Annotated in this window: 21 protein-coding genes and 1 pseudogene; 6 read left to right on the top strand and 16 right to left on the bottom strand. The window is 37.9% G+C overall.

The window, feature by feature from the left end; translation table 11 throughout:
• Window positions 1-8: 8 nt before the first annotated feature.
• Window positions 9-3,035 carry a SusC/RagA family TonB-linked outer membrane protein gene (locus UXI14_RS04870; RefSeq protein ID WP_335965125.1) on the bottom strand — a complete coding sequence of 1,009 codons (3,027 nt, stop codon included), beginning with the start codon at window positions 3,033-3,035 and terminating at the stop codon, window positions 9-11.
• Window positions 3,036-3,140: 105 nt separating this feature from the next.
• On the opposite strand from UXI14_RS04870, the gene UXI14_RS04865 reads away from it, so the two are divergent.
• Together UXI14_RS04865 and UXI14_RS04860 are read left to right on the top strand one after the other, a co-directional pair.
• The gene (locus UXI14_RS04865; RefSeq protein WP_277900559.1) at window positions 3,141-3,497 is read left to right on the top strand and encodes a hypothetical protein; all 357 of its coding nucleotides are present in this window, start codon (window positions 3,141-3,143) and stop codon (window positions 3,495-3,497) included.
• 308 nt (window positions 3,498-3,805) lie between these two features.
• Window positions 3,806-4,159: a helix-turn-helix transcriptional regulator gene (locus UXI14_RS04860; protein ID WP_335965124.1), complete on the top strand. Its 354-nt coding sequence runs from the start codon at window positions 3,806-3,808 to the stop codon at window positions 4,157-4,159.
• A gap of 68 nt (window positions 4,160-4,227) precedes the next feature.
• Here the strand turns inward: UXI14_RS04860 and istB (UXI14_RS04855) are convergent, their stop codons facing one another.
• The 5 genes and pseudogenes from istB (UXI14_RS04855) to UXI14_RS04835 form a co-directional block, all read right to left on the bottom strand.
• Entirely contained in the window at window positions 4,228-5,085 is an 858-nt protein-coding gene (gene istB / locus UXI14_RS04855) for an IS21-like element helper ATPase IstB (RefSeq protein ID WP_335965123.1), read from the bottom strand.
• A 75-nt stretch (window positions 5,086-5,160) separates the two neighbouring features.
• A pseudogene (istA, locus tag UXI14_RS04850) lies at window positions 5,161-6,399 on the bottom strand (IS21 family transposase); the annotation flags it as partial.
• A 101-nt stretch (window positions 6,400-6,500) separates the two neighbouring features.
• Complete coding sequence (istB, locus tag UXI14_RS04845; protein ID WP_335965122.1) at window positions 6,501-7,220, bottom strand: IS21-like element helper ATPase IstB; 720 nt, start codon at window positions 7,218-7,220, stop codon at window positions 6,501-6,503.
• A 22-nt stretch (window positions 7,221-7,242) separates the two neighbouring features.
• On the bottom strand, window positions 7,243-8,766 hold the full coding sequence (gene istA, locus UXI14_RS04840) for an IS21 family transposase (protein WP_335965121.1): 1,524 nt from the start codon (window positions 8,764-8,766) through the stop codon (window positions 7,243-7,245).
• A gap of 230 nt (window positions 8,767-8,996) precedes the next feature.
• Entirely contained in the window at window positions 8,997-9,323 is a 327-nt protein-coding gene (locus tag UXI14_RS04835) for a helix-turn-helix domain-containing protein (protein WP_335965120.1), read from the bottom strand.
• A 147-nt stretch (window positions 9,324-9,470) separates the two neighbouring features.
• On the opposite strand from UXI14_RS04835, the gene UXI14_RS04830 reads away from it, so the two are divergent.
• Window positions 9,471-9,740: a transposase gene (locus tag UXI14_RS04830; protein ID WP_335965119.1), complete on the top strand. Its 270-nt coding sequence runs from the start codon at window positions 9,471-9,473 to the stop codon at window positions 9,738-9,740.
• A 94-nt stretch (window positions 9,741-9,834) separates the two neighbouring features.
• On the opposite strand, the gene UXI14_RS04825 is transcribed toward UXI14_RS04830, so the two are convergent.
• The 3 genes from UXI14_RS04825 to UXI14_RS04815 form a co-directional block, all read right to left on the bottom strand.
• Window positions 9,835-12,129, bottom strand: coding sequence for a restriction endonuclease (locus UXI14_RS04825; RefSeq protein WP_335965118.1), 2,295 nt, complete (start codon window positions 12,127-12,129; stop codon window positions 9,835-9,837).
• 248 nt (window positions 12,130-12,377) lie between these two features.
• Window positions 12,378-12,854: an SRPBCC family protein gene (locus UXI14_RS04820; RefSeq protein WP_277901427.1), complete on the bottom strand. Its 477-nt coding sequence runs from the start codon at window positions 12,852-12,854 to the stop codon at window positions 12,378-12,380.
• Window positions 12,855-13,010: 156 nt separating this feature from the next.
• Window positions 13,011-15,767 (bottom strand): hypothetical protein, encoded by a 2,757-nt coding sequence (locus tag UXI14_RS04815; protein WP_335965117.1) that lies wholly within the window; start codon window positions 15,765-15,767, stop codon window positions 13,011-13,013.
• Between the two features lie 246 nt (window positions 15,768-16,013).
• Here UXI14_RS04815 and UXI14_RS04810 point away from each other — a divergent pair, with 246 nt between their 5' ends.
• A complete protein-coding gene (locus UXI14_RS04810) occupies window positions 16,014-16,277 on the top strand; it encodes a hypothetical protein (protein ID WP_335965116.1) in 264 nt (87 codons plus the stop codon).
• A gap of 60 nt (window positions 16,278-16,337) precedes the next feature.
• On the opposite strand, the gene UXI14_RS04805 is transcribed toward UXI14_RS04810, so the two are convergent.
• From UXI14_RS04805 to UXI14_RS04775, 7 genes are all read right to left on the bottom strand, one after another.
• Entirely contained in the window at window positions 16,338-17,921 is a 1,584-nt protein-coding gene (locus UXI14_RS04805) for a type IV secretion system DNA-binding domain-containing protein (protein ID WP_335965115.1), read from the bottom strand.
• A 55-nt stretch (window positions 17,922-17,976) separates the two neighbouring features.
• Window positions 17,977-18,963 carry a MobB family relaxase gene (mobB, locus tag UXI14_RS04800; RefSeq protein ID WP_335965114.1) on the bottom strand — a complete coding sequence of 329 codons (987 nt, stop codon included), beginning with the start codon at window positions 18,961-18,963 and terminating at the stop codon, window positions 17,977-17,979.
• Window positions 18,964-18,975: 12 nt separating this feature from the next.
• Window positions 18,976-19,368, bottom strand: coding sequence for a BfmA/BtgA family mobilization protein (locus UXI14_RS04795; RefSeq protein WP_335965113.1), 393 nt, complete (start codon window positions 19,366-19,368; stop codon window positions 18,976-18,978).
• Window positions 19,369-19,828: 460 nt separating this feature from the next.
• Window positions 19,829-19,987: a hypothetical protein gene (locus UXI14_RS04790; protein WP_335965112.1), complete on the bottom strand. Its 159-nt coding sequence runs from the start codon at window positions 19,985-19,987 to the stop codon at window positions 19,829-19,831.
• 11 nt (window positions 19,988-19,998) lie between these two features.
• Window positions 19,999-20,454, bottom strand: a complete 456-nt coding sequence (locus UXI14_RS04785; RefSeq protein WP_335965110.1) for a JAB domain-containing protein — start codon at window positions 20,452-20,454, stop codon at window positions 19,999-20,001.
• 73 nt (window positions 20,455-20,527) lie between these two features.
• Window positions 20,528-20,869: a single-stranded DNA-binding protein gene (gene ssb / locus UXI14_RS04780; protein WP_335965108.1), complete on the bottom strand. Its 342-nt coding sequence runs from the start codon at window positions 20,867-20,869 to the stop codon at window positions 20,528-20,530.
• An 892-nt stretch (window positions 20,870-21,761) separates the two neighbouring features.
• Entirely contained in the window at window positions 21,762-21,971 is a 210-nt protein-coding gene (locus tag UXI14_RS04775) for a hypothetical protein (RefSeq protein WP_335965107.1), read from the bottom strand.
• A 619-nt stretch (window positions 21,972-22,590) separates the two neighbouring features.
• On the opposite strand from UXI14_RS04775, the gene UXI14_RS04770 reads away from it, so the two are divergent.
• Together UXI14_RS04770 and UXI14_RS04765 are read left to right on the top strand one after the other, a co-directional pair.
• Complete coding sequence (locus UXI14_RS04770; protein WP_277900047.1) at window positions 22,591-23,055, top strand: mobile mystery protein A; 465 nt, start codon at window positions 22,591-22,593, stop codon at window positions 23,053-23,055.
• A complete protein-coding gene (locus UXI14_RS04765) occupies window positions 23,046-23,651 on the top strand; it encodes a mobile mystery protein B (RefSeq protein WP_335965106.1) in 606 nt (201 codons plus the stop codon). The genes UXI14_RS04770 and UXI14_RS04765 overlap by 10 nt, the downstream gene beginning before the upstream one ends.
• The last annotated feature ends 84 nt before the right edge of the window (window positions 23,652-23,735 follow it).

Here is a 23,735-nt window from a genome sequence, read left to right as displayed (position 1 = left end):
TTAATGTTTTACAGGTTTACTTGAATCCCACAGGTTATGGTCCTTAAAGGGGGCACCACACTTGCCCCTCCCTGGGGATCCGGACCTAAATAGTCCGTAATTGTCAATAAATTTTGTGCGTTGATATAGATCATCCCTGATTCAATCCCCAGTTTTTTATAGAGTTCCTGCGGAAATCGATAAGACAGGGAAACGTTTTTTAATCGTAAAAACGATGCATCGGTAACATTAAGCGAACTGCTTCCTGCGTAAACATGGCCATATATGGCATCTATGGATTCTGATAACTTTTGTGGCTCTACATCTCCAGGCTGTTCCCAAGAACTTAAATACTCTTTTGGAAGGTTGTTTATTCCCATTGGGGCCGTCCTTAATAAAAAGTTCGTATTTGACTGTTTAACATATTCGAACAAAAACTGAAAGGATAATCCCTTATACGCAATTTGGTTGCTGACACCACCATAGTATTTTCTTCCCATATTTTTAATGACCACCCTATCGTCATTATCATATCTACCGTCTTCATTGGCATCTAAAACATTATAAAACCCAGTCTCCGGATCTATTCCGTCATAGGCATAGAGCAATGATATGTTTAGCGGTTCCCCTACACGGTAATTGTTGGCATACGATGATTCTTCGATAGTATCAAACCTTAACAACTTATTATCCGGGAAAGTGGCATTTAAGGAAGTTTTCCATGAAAAATTTTTATTCTGAACATTTGTCGAAGTAAATTGAATCTCCAAACCTGTATTTTGAACAGTAGCCGGAAGATTGGCCTGTACAGAAGCAAATCCGGTAGTAGCGGAAAGTGGATAGCCCACTAATTGATTGGAGGAACGGTTACGGTACCAGCTTACCTCAAGGTTTAGGTGGTCTTTTAAAAACCCTAGTTGTAATGCTACTTCCAATTTTTTATTGACTTCCCAGGAATAATCCGCATTAAACAACTGAGTTGGATATAAACCTCCTGCCCCAACTGTTGGTTCATACGTATCCATAAAGCCATAATCTGGAATCTGGTCATTTCCTGTTGTACCATAACTGCCACGGAACTTTCCAAAACTTATAAAAGGCAAATGTTGTTTAAATATATTTTCTTCGGAGAATATCCAGGCTCCTCCCAAAGCCCAAAAATTAGAAAAGCGGTTCCTTGGACCAAACCGGGAAGAGCCGTCTCGTCTACCAGTAATGTTAAAAAAGTACTTCTTTTTCCAATTAATTCCAATTCGACCAAAAATAGCAGCATAACGATACTCCAAATTATCATCGTTTAGTACACTGACTTGGTCAGCTGCCTCAATATTCTTCATTAAAGATTCATTGATATATCCCGATCCTTGTATTGCAAAATAATGCGAATTACTTTTTTGAAATGTACTTCCCACAAGTCCATCCAAGTATAAACCCCCGATTTTTTTATTGTATGTCAGCTGTGGTTCTACAATCCATGACTGCCTGCTAGTATTACCCTTGAGCGAGTATAAATTGACCCTATACCATATATCGGGGTTAAAATAATCTTTAAAAGTTCTTATCAGTTCATTACTATCCAATTTTGAAAAGCCTGAATTAACTTTTAACCTTAATCCATTTATTATTTCATAAGACATGCTTAAATTGGCAAAAAGGTTATATGTTTCAATATCCTGTGGGCGGTTCAGTTCTGCCAAAGGATTATCTGTAATCCAATCTTCCCAGTTTAGACTGCCATCGTCATTGTATATAGCAGGGGAATTTGGTGGCGTTCGAAGTGCTTTGTTGATAAAATCGCCCCCCATAAAAATACGGTTGTCATCAATTCCATAATTTGCCGAAAAATCCAACCGAAACTTCCCATTGCTCGATAGATGATTTAAATTAAAGTTTAACGTAATTTTATTGTAATCGAAATCTCCCGGAAAAACCGAACCCTGTTTAAGATATGAACCACCTACTAAATAAGAGGTATTTTCGTTACCTCCGGAAACCGACATATTAATATTGCTTGTTGTTGCTGTTTTACCGAGCAACACATCCTGCCAATCCGTGTATCGGTTTTGATCATATAAAAACAAATATGGTGCATTACTTTCTGTAGGCTCAACACCATCATTTTCAAATGCTCGCTTTTTAACAGCAATGTACTCCTGTGTATTTAGTAGGCTTACTTTATTTGACACATTGGATATGCCAGAATAAAAATCCACTGAAAATATTGTTTCATCTTGATTCCTATTGCCCCTTTTAGTTGTTATTAGAACAACCCCATTGGCTCCCCGGGAACCATATATAGCGGTCGCATCCGCATCTTTTAGCACCTCGATGCTTTCAATGTTCTTTAAGTTTAAGGTACTTAACGGATCTATACCAGAACCACTTGTCATAGAACCTATGCTGCTTATAGGAGTTGAGCTTATTGGAATCCCATCAACAATGTACAGTGGATAATTACCATTGTTACTTCGGCTATTCCGCAAGCTATTTTGCCCCCGTATCCGTATGGTCGGTGCAAGACCGTTAATTCCGCTTCCTTGTTCCACTTCTACTCCGGCCATCCTGCCCTCTAAACTCTGTAATGGGCTAACAATAGGCTGCAGCTCGATTTCTTTAGAGGTTACCTTGGCTATGTTACCAGTACGTTCTTTTTCCGATACCGTGTAATAGCCGGCATTAACTGTTACTGCTCCCAAATCCATTACGTCCTCTTCCAGCACCAGGGAGAGTTCCTTCGAGCTTCCCACGGCAACCTCCAGTTTCTTGAACCCGATATAGCTCAGTATCAAAACATCGGAAGGGGCGGCCTCCAGGTAAAAGGTCCCTTTTTCATCCGAAAAAGTGCCACTTGAAGAACCTTTTATCCCTACGTTCACTCCCTGGATGGGAATGCCGCCCGAATCGGTGACCGTCCCCTTGATCCGATGCTGATAGGTAGCCAAATCAAACAAATTAACGCCCCTGGTATTCCCGAAGAGGGAACAGGTGCCCGTAGAAAAAATGAGAAGGGCAAATAAAAGGGTGCACCTATCCCTTAAAATATATTTTTTTTGCATAATCTTAGTTGTTATAAAACTTCGGTTTTGTTGGTATTGGCCCCTTATGTCCTCTTTATCCCTAAAGGGCCTTTCAAAATCTAATCATCATGCCCATCCTTGGCCATGGATATGCCTGCCTCCCTTGCCGGGAATGGTGTTATCGGCAGGTCAGCTCCCATGGGAAGAACGGCCTTAAGGTCTGAACCATCGTTTGGCCACATGGCCGGATGCCATGATCATGTGCAGTTGTTGATTACGGGAGAAAAGATATCGTATACCGGAAAGAAAATGTTTGGCGTGGCTCCCGTAACAAATATGTGCCTATATGGGGCACTTCGGTTTTTTGGCAAACAGGATGTAATACACCGTGAACACAACGTTGTATTGTGCCCTGATAATCAAGCTGTCCGGTTGGTGTTTCATCCTGTTTTTTTATCTGATCGCAAAACTTCGAATAAAACCAAGAAACAAGCGCTATGAATAGTTGGGAAAGCCTAAAATTATTAGTATAAAAAAGGCGTGAAACTCAACTTATTGTTCTCAAGGCACTGGCGGTACCTATACCACGAATAAGAGAGCCCACGCCCGCGGTCGTGAGCAATCTGCTTATTATCTCGTGGTAATTTAAAAACGCCAGTTTTTGAGAACGAGATTCAAAGCAATTGCTTCTAATATTTTCCTAATTGAAGAATTGCAAAAATATGTAATCTAAAGCAAATATAGATAATAATATTATACAATACAAATTTGTATCGAATAATTCAAACGTTTTTCTCAACTTTTACTAAATGGAGAAATATAATGTTGAAGAGTTAGAATTATTAGCAATCCAAATAGGGTGCATTATACGCCTGTCAAGGCTTGAAAATAAACTATCTCAAGAAGAACTTGCACTATTGGTAGGGACAAATTCTACAAGAATTGGAAGAATTGAAAGAGCAGAGCATATAAGTGGTTGGGATAAATTACTTTTAATATGTCAACAATTAAAAATTGATTTCACTGGTTTGTTTTCATTAAAAACCAAAAGGGAACTATTAATTATTATTGAAGATTCTTTTAATCTGGAGGAAAGACTCAATCAAGATAAAAAGGATTACTATAGCTTTCTTAAAAAAATTGTTTCAAAAAAATACTCATAGATTGAGGTAAAGTAATTAATTAGTTTTAGCCCTTTCCTGTGTATTTCATTTCTCAAAATATAATTTGTTTAGCCCGATAAGTCCACAGGGTCGTTATATGAAAGCCAAACGGCAAAGCACGGTAGAACCGGTATTCGGTGGGTATTTCGGAGTGACCATGCCACTGATATCGGTCTCATAGTGCCACTAAAAAAGATCATACAATGATATAAAAAAATAGTTACTTTTCTTGTTTTAAAATTCCTTTTCTCAAGCTTTCCCCCTTTTAGATCAATACGATGTGAGGAGTTTACGATACGGTCGAGTAAGGCATCGGCAATGGTACTTTCCCCTATGACATCATACCATGCGGAGACCGGGATTTGGGATGCGATAATGGTAGAGGTCTTATTGTAGCGATCATCAATAACATCCATGAGTGTTTCCCTGGCATGGTTATCAAAGGCTTGCAGGCCAAAGTCATCAAGGATCAGTAGATCACATTTGAGTAGTTTTTGGAGTTCTTTCAGGTAGGTACCATCTACTTTGGAGAGCTTAAATTTTTTCAACAGTCTTGCCGTAACGGCATAATGTGCTTTGAGTCCCATATTACAGGCTTGGTATCCCAAGGCTTGTGCCAGATAGCTTTTGCCGGTACCACTGGCCCCGGTGATAATGCAATTTTCCTTTCGGGAGATAAAGTCCAGCGTAGCTAATCGAAGGAACATGTTTTTATCCAGATTGCGTGGCTGGGCGTAATCGATCTCTTCCAGAGAAGCTTTTTGTCTAAAATGTGCCGCTTTTTGCAAGCGTTCTATTTTTTTATTTTGTCGATCTTCCCATTCATGATCGACCAATAGGGCCAGGTATTGATCTGCCGTCAGGTCTTGATATTGGTTATCGCTCATGTACTGGCGATGAAGCTCGGCCATGGCTCTAAAGCGCATCTGTTGTAGTTTTTCAATGGTTTGATGATTGTTCATTGTTTTAAAAATATATAATATAAAGGTTAAACATCTGTTCTATTGATATGCTGAAGCCCCTCGGATATTCCCGTGTTTAGGGATATGAGGCTTGTCCTGTTCTAGCTCTTGTTCAAATAAGGTGGCCCTATCCAGGTTATTTTTAAGAATATTACCGATATGCCTATAGGAGACGGCCTCGCCCTGTAAAGCCCTTTGACAGGCTTTGTTGAGCCGTTCACTTCCATAACTTTTAGAGAGTTGTATGATACCCATAGCGCGCTTATAGCCTGTTTCAGGATAATCGGTAACCGCTAATATGCGTTCCACACAGCTGACAACAAAATCCCCATGTCGCAAGGCCAGTTGCTTAAAATATTCCGGGCTCCACTGCGTGTACGCTTTGTGTGTACTGCTAAGGTGTTCTTTATTGGTGTTATAACTCCCTTTAGCGTGATGACGGCTATGCAAAGCAATCCGCCCATGATTGTGATACACCTCTACCGTATCTTGGGTGTAATGGATCATGGTATGCTTCCCTATATAACGGTAAGGGACGCTGTAATAGCTCTTGTCCGGAGAGAAGTACACATAGCCCATCTTCTGTACTTTGGCCCGTTTATATCCTTTGATCTGGTAGGGCGTTTGCGGCAAGGGTTTTAAATAGCCTCTCTCCACGGATTGAAAACGTTCTTTACGGCTCCCGGTCTTTCGTTGGAACAAAAGGTTATTGTAGTTATCCAAAAGCTTACGGATCTCCCTGTTCAGTTCTGACAGCGAAAAGAAAGTCATCTCTCGTAATGGATAATAGATACGTTGGTAAACCAAATGAACGGCATTTTCCACCAAAGCCTTGTCCTGTGGTGCATAGCTCCTGGTAGGATTGATTACACAATTGTAATGGCGGGCAAAATCTTTAAAGGTACGGTTGATCTCAGGCTCATACTTACTGGAACGGCTCACGGCCGACTTCAGGTTGTCCGATACAATGGCCTTGGGCACCCCTCCATAGAAACGCAACGCACCTATACAGCATTGTATCAGATCTTCGCGTTTTTGACTTCGGCAAGCTTCTACATAGGTGTACTGACTGTGGGGAAGGATGGCAACAAAAACCTCTACCGGTATCACTTCTCCTGTAGCCCTGTCCACAATTTGCAGTTTCTTTCCCGCAAAGTCAATGAACATTTCCTTGCCGGCCGGGTGTTCTAACTTCATCGACCCTTTTACCTTGGCATACTTGCGCCGGTAATGCTCCATAAATTGGGTGTAACTATAGGGATGATCCGTGGTTTGTTCATATTCCTGATAATGTGGATATTCCGTTAATGTTGACCCCCGTAACGGACGTCATTGACCCCTGTGAAGATTTTGGTCAAAAAGATATGTTACTGACAAACTTACAGTTTTTTTCTTAGACTTTCACCTTTTAATTCGATGCGGTGTGAGGTGTGTACCAACCGATCCAAAATAGCATCGGCAATAGTGGCTTCCCCAATAATTTCATACCAACTGCCTACCGGTAATTGACTTGCAATAATGGTCGATGACTTGGCATGTCTGTCCTCAATGATTTCCATCAGATCCATTTGCTGTTTTTTGTCCAAATGGGCCAGTCCAAAATCGTCCAATATCAACAGATCGGTTTTTGCAAGTTTATTAAAGAGCTTGAGGAAGCTTCCGTCAATACGTGCCATCTTGGTTTTCATCAATAGTTTTTGTGTATTAAAATACAACACTTTTTTCCCTTGTCCGCAGGCCTGGTACCCCAAGGCCGAAGCCAAAAAGCTTTTTCCGCAACCGGTGGCTCCCGTAATCAGGACACATTCCCCTTGATTTAGGTAGGTGCCGGTGGCCAGTTCCGTGATCTGTGAGCTGTTGATGCCCCGGGCACTTTCCAGGTTGAGCTCTTCAATGGTAGCTTGGTACCTAAACTGTGCTGCTCTGGTCAGCCGATCAAAACGCCGGTTCATCCGGTCTTGTACCTCTGCTTGCAGCAGGACTTCGATACCTTCACTAAAAGAGAGCTTATGGTGTTCCCGGGTTTCAACCATGGCTTTCCAACGGGTATACATCCCATGGAGCCGTAAATCAGTAAATTGGTTTTCAATAGTACTCATATATAGATAAATTTAAAAATGATTATTCATAAGCTTGTGGTCCGCGGATATTATCATGTCCTGGAAGTGGTGTCTCCTTGGATTCTTCCGGATATTCAGTCATTCTGTTCTCCAATACCTGTTTTAAAAAGCGGTACGTATAGTTCTGATACCTTAAACCCATTTGACAGGCCTTATCAAAAGTTTCAGCAGGTGTTTTTCTGGCCAGGTTCAGGATACCATCACAGGTCCTGTAAAGTTGTTCCGGATATTTATCCTGCTTGAACAAAGCTTCCATATAATTATAAAGCGTCTCAGAGTGTTTGTATCCCCGCTGAAGATAATACGTAGGGCTCCGCTGTTTGTAATACCGATGGTGAGAACACAGGTGCTCCTTTTGTGTAGTATAACCACCTTTGCGATGACCTCTGGGATGAGTCGCTATAAGTACCCCCTTATGGTATACCTTCACCAGGGACCGGGTATAGATTACCTTGACCTGCATCCCAATATAGGTATGGGGGACACTGTAATAATGTTTGTCAATCCCCAATCGGATGTGGTTGTTCTTGGCGACCTTATGTTCCCGGTAATACTTGATCTCAAAGATGGTGGCAGGTAAAGGTTGCAGGTGCTGTTTCTCATCAGCTAAGAACTTTTCTTCCCGGCAATATTCCCTATGCTGCATCCGGGTCTGGTTATGGGCCTTGGTTTTCGCTGCTATGGCCACATTCATGGAATGCAGGTCAAAGAAGGTGTGGTCCCGAAGCTTGGCATATACCCGACTATAGATCAGCTTTACCTGATTCTCCACCAAAGATTTATCCCGGGGCCTTCCGGGGCGTGCCGGGGTGACCGAACAATTGTAATGGTTGGCAAAATCCTCCAGCACGCGATTAATGGTGGGCTCATAATTGTTGGCCTGTGCCACCGCTGCTTTCAGGTTATCGGGGACCAAGGTTTGTGGGACCCCTCCAAAGAATTGTAAGCAGCAGTTTAAAGCGTAAATAAAATCTTCTGTTTTCTGACTTGGGACGGCCAGTGCAAAGCAATAATCAGAATAAGGGAGACAGGCAACAAAAACCTGCACAAAGATCTCTTCGCCGGTAGCCCTGTCAAAATAGGAGAGTTGTTTTCCAGCATAATCGATATAAAGTTTATCACCGGGATGATGTTCCAGTACCATCGTAGGGCTGCTGCTATGCCTAAATTGCTGCAAATGATAACAAAATTGAGTATAACTATAGGGCCTTGTAGTACCTTGGCAATATTCTTCCCATAAAAGTTGGCGGTTTACACCTACCCGTTTAAGTTCCTTGTTATAGTAATCAAGGCGCTGTTTTAAGTATTCATAACGATTATCTTTATAAGAAGGGTTTCCAGACCAGAGTTTAGCTTCCAAGGCAGGATCTTCTTCATGTAAAAGTTCAGCAATAGAGAGTTCGCCCCGGTTTACTTTTTTGATATAGCTCTTTACTGTATTCTTGCTAATGGATAATTCCCGGGCAATGGTCTTAATGCCTTTGCCCTGTATATGCATACGGAGTATTTGTTTTACTTGACTCATTCGTTTTGGTTTTCCTGCCATTACATATCTTTTGGTGGTTCCCACCAAAAAAACCAAAATCAAATAAAACAATCACTAGAGGGGGCAATATACCCGGAATTTTAATCATTTCCCCAATAAAGGGGTCAACATGCTCCGGAATATGATATCACCTTGATGACTGTGTTTTTTTATAGAGGGGTCAGCATCCGCCGTAATGACAGTGCATTAAAGAGCTTCCGGTAGAGGGGTCAACATGCTCCGGCGTATCCATAATGATGCAAAAATGTAAACCCGGGATGGTTCAGGGCTTGATTTACCTTCTCAAAATAGAGCATCAAGGCATTGTAACGTTCATTGTCGATCGTAGTATGGACTGGGAACTGGCTTCGTAAAGCAGCCTGATCAAAGGACAGTAGCTCTTTTATGGAGTATTCGCTGGCCTTGAAGAGTTTTATATAGTGGTTTACCGTATTGCGGGAGATCCCAAGTGTAACCCCTATATTGCGATTGCTAAGCCCGTCCAAGTGTAATTGAATGATTTGTTTTAAATCCATTGGATCAAGTTTGTTTGCCATACTGCTTTTTAGCAGTAAGATATTAATACTTGATCTTTCTTAGTGGCACAAATCAAACCGTTATACTGGCACAAATAGAAACGTTAGTACACTTTTGAAAGTGGCACGTTTTGAACCGATATAACTGGCACTAACACTCCGATATGGGTGGCACAAGTTGATCCGTTATATCCATTCGGCACACTGACCCAATTTATGGGACTTAGAAAGGTCAATACCATTGGCATTAAACAAGCCAATAAGTGTATGCAGCTCTCTGCCATTGCCTACAACCTTAAAAAGTATCTCAAGTTCATCCAAAAACATGCTAAAAGTGGAGTGGGAAGCTTAAAAGTCTCGTCTTCTTTTTTAAAAGCCCTTCAAGAACATATTTTATGCTGTTTTAAGTTCTCTAATTTTAACGTACAACTTAATTAGATTGTAAAATAAAAGCCCTTAAAAGGGCTTAAATCTATCTTATTTTTATAAAATTAATGGCTTGTGCAACGGTTACTTTTATTGGCAACAGTTTTTATCGTTCAAATATATTATCTATATCATCTTGAGATGAATAACCATCATAACTTCTACCACTTGGCCCATACTCACGCTCATAATCAGGTTCATAGCTCTCTAAATAAGAATTAGCCATCTCATCAATGTCTACAGATGAAACTACTCTTGATGTATCAAATTTAATTTTCTCTAGAACTGATGGATTAAAGTCTTCTAAATATGAGTCTAGGCTTTGATATAATTCAGATTCAATGGCTGATATGTCAAACTCGTAGAAAGGTTCACCATCTGGGTAATAATAATGATTCAAATGTCCTATAAAATCAATTCCTAAATCACTATTTTTTATTACATCATCCAGATATACATCTAAATGTTCCTCTACACAAGATAGAATGTGTTGGTCATCAATATTGAATTCTTCAATGAAATTTAGAAGACTTTTTAGAGTGTCCTCATCTAAAGTTCTTTCTATGAAATTGTATAAGAATTCATAATTCTCAAGTTCTATTTTCGATTCGAATTCGGTTAATATTAATATTAGTTCAAATAACTTACTGCCATTTGGACTCTCGGCATTTTTTAGTTTAATCAAGAAATTCTCAATTTTCTTATTTAGTTTTTCATTGAATAAATTTAAATATGTAACTAATATTAAAAAATCCCAGTTCTCTTCAATTGTTTTTTCTTGAGAGAAATAATCAAATAAATTTTCTTGAATTTTATTTAAAGATTGACTGGTTATTTTTTTTGACAGATAAAGTGTATTTATAAAGCTTATAGAGGTTTCTGTTTTTAAAGATTTTACAATGTTTGATATTAGTTCGCTCTCATTTGCATAAGTACTAAGTACAAAGTCCGTAATAGATGGATTAAATAGCACATACTCATATTCTTGTTCATTAATTTGATTTCTATTTAATAATGACTTTGTAACTAACTTTCTGACTGCTTCAAAACTTTTATCCGAGAAGTCACCTAAATTCACAGGGTGAATTTTTAGAAAAGTATTGTAGGCATTTCTTAGAAGATTCTCCTTTATTTTTCCATTGTTGTAAACAGTTAAAAATGTTAACGCTCTAACACAATCATCTGTTTGATTTTGAAAATAATCAGCCCAAATAGCTTCAGGTTCTTCAAGACTCTTTTTTATATATATCCAATAATCTTTAGCAGATACATCTCCAACTCTTATACTATCTGTAATAAACTCTATTATCCTAGGATTGTAATTCCTATGATTAATTATATCTCTATATCTTTTATCCTGATAAATCTGGTCAATATATTCCTTACTTAGATTCGAATGATAAATATGATTGTATAAAATTTTTGCTTTATCTATACTTGTCAAATTTTCCACTTTAAGCAAAAATTCATTATCACGAATTTTCCCATTTTGAAATATGTGGCTTAGACTATAAGCTTTGTTTAGAATATTTGTTCTTGATGTAAGAATGAATTTTTTGGAATTATCTTTATGAACTCTATTAATGAATTTAACAATATGTGAGTCTTTTTTATTATTTATTGCATCGTATAAATTACTGCCCAAAAAATCATCACAATAAAATAGAATTTTCTTCTTTTCTTTTTCTCTAAAAAGACTTTCAGCCTCGCTAATATTCTCTTCTATATCGCAAAATTCAAATCCTTTAGCAACAAAATATAGTGCTAAATTATCAGCAAGAGTTGTTTTTCCAATCCCAGGTTCGCCAGTCAGAATTACAACGTTATTCTTGTTCAAGATTCTTAATCCCTTCTTATGGTTTTCAGTAAGCGCATATTTATATGTGTTTTCTTGTAAATCTCTTACTGAGCTTTTGCTTCTGCCTTTAATAGCGTTGTTATATATTAAATCCAAAACTGTAGTGCTAGTAATCCATAATTTAAGATTTTGCTCAACTACATCTTGATTTTCCTTTTTAATTAAAAAATCATTTAAATCATCATATCCAAAAATGTCATCTTCTCTTTCAATGTAGGGCTGAAATATTTTTTTTATTTCTTGTTTATTAACCCTTGAGAGCTTTTTGGAAGTTATGAAAATGTACCTTGTTGGATTAAGTTTTTTGACTTTAGCTACCTCTTCTGATTTAAGTTTAGTAATAAGAGTGGTATAAGGTGTTTCAACATAGTGTTTACATTGAAGTATACCTTCTTTATTTTTTCCAATCCAAAATCTTCCATCTACACCACCATCTTTGCCAGCTTTAAATTTCTCAACCCTCTTCTTTAAGACTTTTTCAATGATTGAAGCACCAAGAGCTTCAAATTCCCTGTCATTAAGTTTTGAAAAATCATAATTCATATATTATTATGCTATTGCGGATTCGGTTGTTTTAAATTGTTGCCAACGGCCGTGGCTATGAGTAGTGCAGGCGCAAAGACGCACTTTCCTTTCGGTTGAGCACAGAGCCAAAACCTTGTTTCTTGCTTATTATCTTTTATTTTTAATGAGCCAAAACAAGGCTTTGGCGGTCATTGCAAATTAACGATTTCTTTTGGGTTAAGCACCTAATCCCGCATTACTTATAGTAGTTATTGCCATACGTACTTTTATCCGGTTAATAATTGTTTCCATTTATCAGATTCCGCAAACTTTTTCATAATACGGTTTCGCTCCATTAGTAAGTCAGTCATATATTTTTCGAGAAAAACTCTGTCCGCTAATTTGCCTAGAATACCAAATGGAGATTTATAGTCAAAAAAATCAATCATTAGCGTTCCGCCATTCAAATCTGCAAAGTGATGTTCGTGTTTAAATTCCGCAAACGCTCCGCTAACCATTTCGTCCGCAAAGTAATTCGGTCGGTCAAATTCCGTTATTTTGGAAGTGAGTTTTTGATAAATCCCAAAATGATTTGCTCGCCAAGTCACGCTTTCATTCGGCCCGATTAATCCGCTTGTCTTTCCAGCGATTGCAGTTTCGTTTGTGTGTTCAGTCGAAATTTTATGTAAATCAATGCTCCGAGAAAGGTCGAAAACTATTTCTTTTTCAGCTTTAATTTCAGTTCGTAATTCAATTCTCGGCATTTGGTTTGGGTATGGATGGCAACGGTCTCGGCTATGCGTAGTGCGGGAATTCAAGGCACTTCACTTTCAGATTAGCTGTTACTTTATATAATGTAACCACTTTAATATCAGTACTTAAACCCGCATTACGTATAGCCATTGTTGTGTGTTCGTGTTTTATTTAAAGGTTAATAAACTTTCCATTTTTCTCCTAAACCAATCAGTTGATGATAATTCATCCTCTTTTAGTTGCAGGTTAGATATAATGGTCTTATCAAATTCAGTTTTTAAACTAAATGATTTAAGGAATTGTTCAAGTTCATCCGATTTCAAGTATTGACAAATGACTTCATCGTTTTCTCTAAATTTATTATCTGGAACTTTAAATTCTTGATAACCATTTCTGGCGTTTTTTAACTTAATTAATATTGAATCATATTTCGATTTTTTTTGTTTAATCAGTTCCTTGATATAATCCTCTTTGTCGAAACCATCTCTTTTAAGTTCATCTATATTGTCTGGATGATATAGATAATTTTCAAAACAGTAATATTCAAGGATTATATAATTCGCATAAACTTTTTGAATTTTTATTATTTCATTATCTGTCAGATAATCTCTATCTCTAACTCCAAAATGGGTTTGATTAGCAACAGTTTTTATGAATACACTATTGCTGTTATTCTCAGCTATAAAATGAACATTGTTAAAGTTTAACTTATTGAAAAAAATAGAGTTTTGATTTTCACAGTAAATAATAATTTTCTCATCAATTTTAGGAATGGTCAATTCTTCCAACTGATTAACGGTTGACTGATATTCCTTTTGGATTTCCTCATATTTCGAATGGTTATAGTATTTTTTTTGAATCTGTGTTTTTAAATTATTTAGGTACTTTCCCTTTCCAGTCAAAGCTGACATTATTTTTGAATTTATTGTTGAAGAAGCTTTTTTGTATTCTTGCTCAACTTTTATTATTTGTTCTTCGTAATCGTCTAGTCGATGTTTGAGTTGGTCTTTTTTTGTTTTTAAGGAATCGTGTAGTGATTTAATCTTTTGGGTTTTTAGTTTTCGGACTAAATCCAATTCTTTAACTATTTTGGCATTTGTCTCTTTTCTAAAGTCCTCAATTTTTTTACTTAATGTGCCAATTTCAACTTTTACTAAATCTAATTCACCTGATAAATTTTCCTTTTTTGCGGTTTCTTCTGAAAGTAATTTTTTAGCCTGTTCATACTTTTTAAATAGCTCTTCTTTTATCAAAGCAGCATTTTCTTCTATAGTATTATTAACTTTAATTTTTTGTCTTAATGCTTTGTTTGTTAATATTTCGGTAACTAATTCACTGTCAAACTTTTCATTATCTTCATATTGAGACATGGCTCTTAGTATTTCCATGCTAATTTTTTCTGATTCACTATCAACTTCTCTGAATAAAAAAGGAAGCCTGAAATTCCCAAGTATTGCGTTTTCAAATTTCTCAGTTCTAGGAATCCAAAATTGCAGCATTGATATAAATTCATTAGGATGAAGACAAACACTTATTTTATTGTTTGTGTCATTATATTGTTTGAACTTATCATATTCAAGAAAGCTAAAATCTAATGTTAACACCCAATTTTTAACGTCTTTTGGGGAATCAATATAAGTTGGTCTTTTGTCTTTTACGTAATGCCAAATTTGGCAGTCATGATTAAACTTATCGTATATTTTTTGTTTCTTTAATTCTTTCTCATCTGCATTAAGACCTTTGTATTTTTTTGACTTTTCGTTACGTTCATGGCGATATTCTACTTGCTCTAGTAAATCATCAACCACTCTTTGGTCAGTAGAATAGTTGTCCATGTTATCTTGTTGTATTTCAAGACCTTTTTTTCTTATGTTAACTGTGAAATTATCAAGATAAGGGTCAAAATAGTCGTCTATATTGAGCATTGTTTGCTTCTCATGGCATTTTTGAAAATACCTTTTAATTATACCTGAAAAGTCATCAGTATTTTCAGCTGCAATAGCTTGATTAAGTGTTGGTTTTGTTCGTTTTAAATAATCTTTGAAGCGTTGAATTAAATTCTGAAATTCTAATATGGTAACTGGTAAAACATAGAATTTTACCTTCACCTTATTTTTTATCTCATTTATAAGTTCGATTAGCGAAAATGCTGCCTCATTTGATGGATTATCGTGTAAGTCAAGAAGGGTAAGTAAAAAATTGGTATCAACAAAAATTTTTAGATTTACTTGTGACTTTGATAAGGCATAAACTTCTTCTACAGCAGATATATTTAAGTTAGCAGATTCAACAAAGAAATACGCGTTTAACTGATGCAAAATATAATTTTTTACATATGTGTTTTTAAAATCAAAATAGTTTAAAAGTAAAGTGTGAACTAATGTTTTATCTCCATTGTATCTGTTCACAAATTTTTGAAACTGACCATACTGTTCTATAGATATTGTATCTTTCCCACTAATTAGTTCGTATGTTTTTGCCCCAATTTCTCTAATTAAAGGAATAATTAAGAATTGATTTAAATCATTCCATAACTGTTTGGCTGAACTATTTGGATATATTTTATTGGCTAATTCATTGAATCTTTTTTCAGCTTCAAATTCAATTTCTTTTTGCTGAGCATATGCAGCGTTGAATTCAGAATAGACATCTTCCGACAAACTATACAAGTCGCCAGATATTGGAATTAACTGTTGATTACTCTTAAGTATATTTATTTGACTTATTATTCTTCCCTTATCGAAATCACTATTCAATTCATTTTTTAGGTTATTTAGAATGTCATTTTCGTTTTGAGGTGAATTCTTAGTTACTCCGAAAGTAGAAATTATAATATTCTGTACTGATTTTTCCCACCAACCACTTTCATTTAATTTTACGTGATGAACTAGTGAAATTATTTCAGAGGAAAGGATTTTATTCATTTAGAGTTTTTTGTTTTAAAGTTCTAGGTTGTCTTTACATGACACACAACAATTGTATATAGTTACCAAGGTAACTATATTTCTATTATGGGAACTAAGATAATAAATCTTTTACGTTCATAAAGGTATTGGTAGCCACATGTGTATATATCTCTATGGTCTTAGACGAATTATGTTCCAGTTAAGGTAGCAACTCCATTAGAAATTGGAACTTATGCTATAGAGTACTTTATACCCTTTCAGTTTTTGGCACATGACTTAATGTGGAATCTTATTCCAGCGGATGGTAGTTTTAATTCTAAAAAAGGTGATAAGCTACCCAACTTCGAAATCTATTTTGAAGGATTTTATAATCTTCAATTTATTGCTATTGATAGCATAAAAAAAGTAAGTCCAAAAAATAAGTTCTTTCAAGATTACCTGACGTTATTCCCAGACCTAATAATTAATAAACAGAAGTTTGAAAATGTTATAAAACCTATGCTAACTATTGCGAATAATAATGGATAACATTTATTTATAGATAACCAAGACCAATATATTTGAATGAATTATACAAGTCTTATACATTCACTCAAATATTCCCTTTACCTCTTTATAAATTCTTTTGTGGTTTTCTTTTAGTTCTTTGGCTGTAGGTACTTTGTGGGGTAATGGTTTTTGTTTTTGGTGATGGGGTGTTGGGAATCGTATCTTTTTGTCTTTTCCGTCTGCAAAGCTGATGAATTCCCCTTCCTTGAGCCTGAAGAAGATACTGGCCCTGTTTTTTGCTACCTCGCGCTCTCCGGTGGTAATCCTCTTTTCAAAGCTTACGGAATTGCTTCGCGTGACACTTTTGGTTTTGGTTTTGATCATTTCAAAGAATTGCTCGTAATACCTGGCGGTGAGCGGGTCATTGGCTTTTCCGAAAAACTGATAGGATAAATTGGAGAGGATGGCCCTGCTCCCCTTGTCCCCGTACATCATATCGTTTTGGACCTTGTCCTGTAATACATATACCGTGGCAATATCAAAGCTTCTGAGCGTGGCCGGTATGCGGTGCATATTTAAAAGTCTTAGTGTCGGTGCCTCTTCCATAAGCAGAAAGGAAGGGTTAGGGGTACTTCTGACTGACATCTGCTTGATTACCGTATGGATGATCGTGGCAATTATAGGGGAATGGGCAGCTTCGTAAAGGGGGTTATTCACTATGGAGAGAATGGTTGGTTTCTCCAATTGATTGATATTAAGCGGGGTTTCATCTTTGGACAGGGCCATAAAAAGAAGCCGGCTACTAATTTTTTTTAGGGCGTTGGAGAGGGTACTCTTGACCCCTGCTGTCTGCCGCTCGGATTCCACCCCTTGAATAAAAGCGGCCGCCATTCCTGCCGCTATGCGGTTGGTCTGCAAAAAAGACACCAAACTTTCGGTGTCCAGCATTTGGTAAAGTACGATCAGGTGCGGGAGGGTACAATAGTGCGGATAGGTGGATTTAAGCTTCCAGATCAGACCGCTGATCAATCCCTCTGCCGCATCGGTAAAAAAGCGGTTTGCTCCCAGATGCTCCTCGGATTTGTGCTCCAACAGGTTTTCAATAAGTACCCTGGAAACCTCGTAGACACTCTCTTCATTGGGAAGGTACTTGGGGGCGATGGGATTGACCTTGTTGTAAATGGTATCCAAACAAATTACCTTGAAATCAACTGCTGTATCTTTCCATAAGGGATAGGCCAGGTTGGTAATCTCAAAATGTTTGTAATCGTGGATGATTCCGCAAAACCGCTGTTTTTGGAAATGTTCCAACAGGGCATAGGTAATGCTCTCGGTCTTCCCGCTTCCCGCGGAAGCAATAACAGAAATGCCTCTTCTGATATTGTCTAGAACCAGCTTTCCTGACCTGAGTTTTAATATTACCTTAAACTTTTTATGGGTACCTGGATTGGAATCCGTTGCGAAAAATCCATAGAACAGTACATTGATGAACAACAGGGGGCAATAGAGCCACAATACGCTCTCGGGAAGGGTGAGCAGGGTATCTTTTAGGCTGCCGTACATCCATAAAATGGTCATAAACAGAAGGGAAAGGAGGAATCCGTATTTAAAATGCCTGATAATAATAAAACATATGGCGCTTATCATTGCCGTAAATCCTATATAAGTCCCTATGGTATCCATCTTTTCTTACTTTATCATATGTTTCTTACTGCATTTCTTATTGCTTGTTTATCATTTAATAGTTGATGGAAGAAGATTGAATCCCGGTATCGATACTTCTCTTTACTTGTTTGAATGCCTGTAGGGCCAACTGGACCTTATGGATAGGGATTTTTGTAACAGGGACATTTTGTCTTTTTAGTAATCTTAGTGCGATTGCTTTTTCGTGCTCCGGAAGGTTAAGCACCTTTAAAAAATATCTTTCGGGATGGTGCCGAAGCAGTTTTCGGGCTTTATAGCGCTCGATATAGTTACGCTTGTAACCGAACAATTGATCAAAGTCCCTTTCCGTCCTTTTAAAAAACCGGTCTCTGTCAAAGCCCCGTTTTACCTGCTTGCCGTTTATTATAACATTGGAAGCCCTGTATTTGCTTCCCGGGGATATGCTGATCCGGTTGGAGGCATCCCTGCGGCTGACGATGATATGTATATGGGATTGGTTCCCCGGCTTCCGCATTCCCTGGACAATCGTTTTTCCGTTTAACCTATAGGGGAATTCCTTTGTTAGTCCATCCATTTTATTTTGCAGTTCTTTTAGTCTTTTTTTGGGGACCTTCCCGGCATGTTCCCGATTGGCTTTAACCTCCGTATCGGTTCCCTTGTAATATCTTATATGCTCTATTTTGGCGTAATATTTTATATCATCGATGGTGAGCTTCCGACCGTCTATTTCACGGTTAAAACATTCTACATAAGACTTCATAAGGGCCCTGGTATACTTCTTTAAATCCTCCTTCGGGTTTTTTAAATGTTTGAGCTCCCCTTGAGCCGGGTTGACAGTGATCGAATAAAACCTGGGTTCGTTCTTCTTGAGATGGGCGGTATTTTCATCAATCCCTTTGATTACTTCCTGTTTTTCAATCCCATCCTCGTACTGGTCAAAGAAATACTGTTTTTCTTCCATGGATAGCCCTTTGTTTTCCTTCTCCAGATATTCCGCATAACCGCTCACGCTTTGCGGGAAATTACCGGCGGTTTTCTGTCCTGAAATGGTTACGTACATACTCTTGTGTTTTTAAAATTCATCGATATCTTTTTTCTTTTCCACAAACTTGGGGGGCCGCTTCCTTTGTCCCTTTTCCCTGTACTTGGGCCGGTCTTTTAATGCGGCTCCCTCAAACAGGTTGCGGAGCATGGATACGGTGGGTTGGGTCTGGTTTTTTTCCAGTTCCCGGATGACCCCAATGACATGGTTGATCCGTCTTTTTAAAAGCCGTTCCAGCGTTTGCATCTTGGGGGCCATTTGTTCCTTTGGTGAAATCCCGTTACTCTCAAAAAACTCCAGCATCATAAGCAAAGCCATCGATTGGGAATGCCCTAAGTACTTGCTGTACTTTCTGAATTTTACCACTACCGAACGCTTTATTTTGATTGTTACAAAGGGTTCTTTTTCATATCCTCTATCCATTTTTTAGTAAAAAATTTGTTGGTTTTACCGGGTTTGCTGGCTTTTTTAGTAAAAAGCAGGCATCTGGGCACTGCCGATATTATTTATTTTGACTTCGATTGCACACAATCACTATCAATATCCACTACTTTAAATGGGTGACCACTGGGTAGTGGGTTATCCTCTTGCTTGATTTCCGGCGGACTGACAAGACGGCCGGAACTGTTTTTAAATCTCTACACCGTATACGGACTTTAGGAAAGTTAAATCAAATCGTTGCCGTATACAGGGGACCTATGCTTCCTTTATAAATATATCGACATTCCGGGGGATATAAAAACGGGGTTTGGGGCCAAATCCCGTTTTTTGAAGGCTTATAAAATGGAATGTCCATTACGGCAGTTTTCGAAGGGCGAAAATCCGTGAGCGGAGTGTAAAAAAAGACGCCTTTTTAAAGCGCCTTTTTGGGGGGTCGGTCTCCCTATTTGGAGGGGTATTGTTCCTTGGAATACTCATACCTGAAAATCCACAAATTGATGATCAGCAGGAAGGTTTTACAAGCAGGGTCCCTTTGAGGGCCCGTTTTTCTTTTGCGACTGCGTGCCGGAATTTCCAGCACCTTTTTTACGTTGGTTTTCATACGGTTTGGTTTTAAAATTCCAACAGGCCTTCATCGGCGAAACTGAAATATTCGCCTTTCGGGCTTACTATGATATGATCGAGGATTTTGACATCCAGATACTGTCCGGCCTTGACGATCTTTTCCGTCAATTCCTTATCCAAGGTACTGGCCTTTAAATGACCGCTTGGATGATTGTGGCATAAAATAATCGAGGTAGAAAGACTTTTCAGCACGACTGCATAAATGATCCGGATATCTACCAGGGTACCGGTAATGCCACCGATGGAATGCGTATAAATCCCCTTTACCCTATTGGCATTGTTCAAGAGCAGGATTTTAAAGGTCTCCTGCAAACCGATGGTCCTGGTATCGAAAGACTGATACAAAAGGGCGGCGGCATCCCGGCTGCATTTAAGGGCGGTGGGATGACTGGTCAAAAAAACTTCCTTATAGGAGAGTTGTATTTCACTTACTTTGCTTAACATAAGGCTACCATTTTTAGGATTGCTACAAAACAGGTCCCAAGGGCAGGCCGGAACCTGCCCCTGGGTTTGCTGCTTACTTGGGACTCCCGCCCAGGAATAAGATTTCCGATACAATGACCTCTGTTACATGGCGTTTCACGCCTTCTTTATCCTCATAAGAGCGGGAAGAGAGTTTCCCCTGTACGGCGATTTCCTTGCCGGTAAACACATACTCCTCGATAAGGGAAGCCACTTTTCCCCAGGCCACGAGCTGGTGCCAATCGGTATTGGTCTGCTTCTCTCCTTTGGAGTTTTTAAAGTTCTCATTGGTGGCCAGTGAGATCCGGGCTACTTTTTTGCCGTTTTCCAAAACGGTTACCTGTGGTTCCTGCCCCACATTTCCGATCAGTTGCACTTGATTTTTTAAAGTACTCATAACTAAAAAATTTAAAAGGTTACTAATTTCCCCTGTTCCGTGTACCTCGCTCTGGATAGCGAGCATTTACATTTTAAGGGGTGTTTGTTTGCCTTCTTGCGTGCACAGCACCCATAAAAGAAGTGGGTTCTGTCAAGGTTTTTGGGAAGAAATCAGGAGTGTCTGCGACGCAGGTAAACCCTGTTGGGTTTTCACAAGGAAGTAGAAGCCTTATTTGTGAGCAAAACTTAGTATAACCTTGAGAGGTTCCATGAGGGGATTAGGGATTCTTGGGCGGTTCATTTTTGTGTGAACGTTACGGAAAGTTAAGTGAACAAAAAAAATCGTAGCGGCATAGAACCCCTTACTTCCCTGCCTTGTTTTTCCGCTGACCCGGAAAACAAGAGAAGGCTTCTTTTATGATAAAACCCTTAAAATGGCGGGAAGCAACTTTCCCATTTTCAGCTATTCGACAGAAAATCCCCAAGAAGGATTTACCGAGGATAGCTTTTTAGAAAAATGGAAAGTTGGGCGTGATGGAACATACTCCTGAAATGGTCATTGGAAAACCTGCACGAAATCGTCAACAACTTCCATCCAATAAACTAAACTTGACATCATAAATTTTGATATTAAAAAATATGGTCGCTTTTGTTGAAGATAAAAGTAACCAGTTCTATGGTATTGGAATTTACCCTGTAAACCAATGATACATGCGTATTTATAACATATTTGTGCAACCCCTCAAAATCAGAAGTTTTACCTAAAAAGGGCTGTGTTCTGAGCGTGTCGATAACCTCGTAAGTTTGATTCTCAAAACGTTCAACGATATCAATGTTCCAGTTAGGAAAAATTTACTCAATAATATCCAAATACGTATGTTGAGCATGGATAGACCAGACGATTTGATACATTAGCTATTTTTAAGTTGATTGATTTTAGACTTAACTTTAGCCATAACCTGCTCATGGGGAACTACTCGTCCATTGGCAATATCGTCCAATCCCTTTTGAATATCCTGTTGGTATGCTTCGGAAAGGTCATCGTACCAATCTTTGTTGGGCGTACTATTTTTGAGCGATTTTAGTTTGCTCAAAACAGCTTCATCCTTTTGACTAACCAATTGATAAGATCTAATTTAAGTGCTTGCATATCCATAAGACAAAGATACCAAAAAGAGGTAATCATTTAGTTAAAATCCACTCTACACTTCTGTAATCATAATTATTTTACGCAATCGTCGTAAAACTGCTATCATTTTAAAATGATGAATGACACTGACAGGGCACTATTTATTGCCATAATAAAAAGACCTGAGCAACAATCCAAAATTGCAAAAGAATATGTCTTTTGTGTTTTTGCTAACGAACCGGAAATCATAAAGGAAAGGAGATAACAAAGGTAGTGTGCGCCTGACTTGGTCAAGGCTTAAATACCCTCCGTGAACCTCTACTATTTCTGGAAAGGGTGAGGCCGATTCCCGCACCATCTTTCCGGGTGGTAAAAAAAGGCAAAAAGACCTTGTTTTCTATTTTTTTATCGACTCCTGTACCGGTATCAGCAAGGTAGATTATATGGATTTTTTATATATTTCGTTTTTTAATTCATAAACTTATAAGTTTGTTTTAAATAGTTTAATATATAGCTATAAATTTATATTTTAAATATTTTTATAAATATATAAGTATATATTTGTATATTATTTATAACCTTTTAAATTTAAAAAAAATAAGACTCATCTTATGAAAGATTCAAAACATAGATTAATAATAGAACAATTGGACAATAAACTAAAAGTTTATACACCTTTGCTAAATATTACCATACCTGACAAAGGTTGGTTACATGTTATTCGCAAAACCTATAAAATGTCTTTAAGGCAATTTGGCGAACGTTTAGGGGTAACACCTCCAGCCGTTGAAGGGTATGAAAAAAGAGAAAAAGAAGGCTCTATTACCTTAAAAAGTTTAGAGGAAGCCGGGAAAGCTTTAAATATGAAACTTGTCTATGGTTTTGTTCCCGTGGATGGTTCCATTGAAAAGACAATCGAAAAAAGAGCAAGAGCATTGGCTTTGGAAATCGTCAGGGCAACATCGAATACGATGGCATTGGAAGACCAAGAAAACACCGATAAAAGATTACAAAAAGCTATTGATGAAAAGACAAAAGAAATAGTTGAAGAAATGCCACGCTACCTATGGGATTAAAAGACGATATGGGTTACGTCATAGGTCAGACACCTTTGAGCGAAGAAGAAATGGAAGGGCTGCTCATTCCAACGATTACCACACGTGAAGAACTGGACGAATTTGAGCAACTCAATATCCAAAAAGCTGTTGAATATTATCTTATTAGAAGAAAGTTTAAAACCGATAAAATCCTCACCGAAGATTTTATTATGGGTGTCCACAAAAAGATGCTAAGCGATGTTTGGGCTTGGGCAGGACAGTTCAGACAAAGTGAAAAGACTATTGATATATCATGGCACCAAGTACCTATAAGGCTTCGCCAACTGTTGGGTGATTGTAGGTTTTGGATTGAAAACAGTACATATTCCGAAGAAGAGATTGCAATACGCTTTAAACACGAAATGGTTGCCATTCATTTGTTTCCCAATGGTAATGGTCGGCATTCCCGTTTAATGGCTGACATCGTTATGAAGCATATTTTCAAAAAGCCAAAATTTACTTGGGGGCGTAATAACTTGGTCAATAAAAGTGAAGTACGTGACACGTATATAAAAGCGCTAAAAAAAGCCGATAATGGGGATTTAAAAGATTTGATTGCTTTTGCCCGATCATAATAACAAGGTTTATCTTTGGATATATCCAACTTGTATTCATTTTTATCCAATTAAGGATTTGTCTTGAATTAAGATTTATTGAAA

Source organism: Galbibacter sp. PAP.153, from assembly GCF_037029175.1.
GTDB lineage: Bacteria > Bacteroidota > Bacteroidia > Flavobacteriales > Flavobacteriaceae > Galbibacter > Galbibacter pacificus.
Note: the sequence above shows the minus strand (reverse complement) of the source record. Positions and strands in the feature narration are given on the sequence as shown.

What these genes read in the sequence shown, in the direction of transcription:
- UXI14_RS04870 (WP_335965125.1), bottom strand. Translation starts at nt 3,035, where the DNA reads ATGCAAAAAAAATATATTTTAAGGGATAGGTGCACCCTTTTATTTGCC.
- UXI14_RS04865 (WP_277900559.1), top strand. Translation starts at nt 3,141, where the DNA reads ATGGATATGCCTGCCTCCCTTGCCGGGAATGGTGTTATCGGCAGGTCA.
- UXI14_RS04860 (WP_335965124.1), top strand. Translation starts at nt 3,806, where the DNA reads ATGGAGAAATATAATGTTGAAGAGTTAGAATTATTAGCAATCCAAATA.
- istB (WP_335965123.1), bottom strand. Translation starts at nt 5,085, where the DNA reads ATGCGCTTTAGAGCCATGGCCGAGCTTCATCGCCAGTACATGAGCGAT.
- istB (WP_335965122.1), bottom strand. Translation starts at nt 7,220, where the DNA reads ATGAGTACTATTGAAAACCAATTTACTGATTTACGGCTCCATGGGATG.
- istA (WP_335965121.1), bottom strand. Translation starts at nt 8,766, where the DNA reads ATGAGTCAAGTAAAACAAATACTCCGTATGCATATACAGGGCAAAGGC.
- UXI14_RS04835 (WP_335965120.1), bottom strand. Translation starts at nt 9,323, where the DNA reads ATGGCAAACAAACTTGATCCAATGGATTTAAAACAAATCATTCAATTA.
- UXI14_RS04825 (WP_335965118.1), bottom strand. Translation starts at nt 12,129, where the DNA reads ATGAATTATGATTTTTCAAAACTTAATGACAGGGAATTTGAAGCTCTT.
- UXI14_RS04820 (WP_277901427.1), bottom strand. Translation starts at nt 12,854, where the DNA reads ATGCCGAGAATTGAATTACGAACTGAAATTAAAGCTGAAAAAGAAATA.
- UXI14_RS04815 (WP_335965117.1), bottom strand. Translation starts at nt 15,767, where the DNA reads ATGAATAAAATCCTTTCCTCTGAAATAATTTCACTAGTTCATCACGTA.
- UXI14_RS04805 (WP_335965115.1), bottom strand. Translation starts at nt 17,921, where the DNA reads ATGGATACCATAGGGACTTATATAGGATTTACGGCAATGATAAGCGCC.
- mobB (WP_335965114.1), bottom strand. Translation starts at nt 18,963, where the DNA reads ATGTACGTAACCATTTCAGGACAGAAAACCGCCGGTAATTTCCCGCAA.
- UXI14_RS04795 (WP_335965113.1), bottom strand. Translation starts at nt 19,368, where the DNA reads ATGGATAGAGGATATGAAAAAGAACCCTTTGTAACAATCAAAATAAAG.
- UXI14_RS04790 (WP_335965112.1), bottom strand. Translation starts at nt 19,987, where the DNA reads ATGAAAACCAACGTAAAAAAGGTGCTGGAAATTCCGGCACGCAGTCGC.
- UXI14_RS04785 (WP_335965110.1), bottom strand. Translation starts at nt 20,454, where the DNA reads ATGTTAAGCAAAGTAAGTGAAATACAACTCTCCTATAAGGAAGTTTTT.
- ssb (WP_335965108.1), bottom strand. Translation starts at nt 20,869, where the DNA reads ATGAGTACTTTAAAAAATCAAGTGCAACTGATCGGAAATGTGGGGCAG.
- UXI14_RS04770 (WP_277900047.1), top strand. Translation starts at nt 22,591, where the DNA reads ATGAAAGATTCAAAACATAGATTAATAATAGAACAATTGGACAATAAA.
- UXI14_RS04765 (WP_335965106.1), top strand. Translation starts at nt 23,046, where the DNA reads ATGGGATTAAAAGACGATATGGGTTACGTCATAGGTCAGACACCTTTG.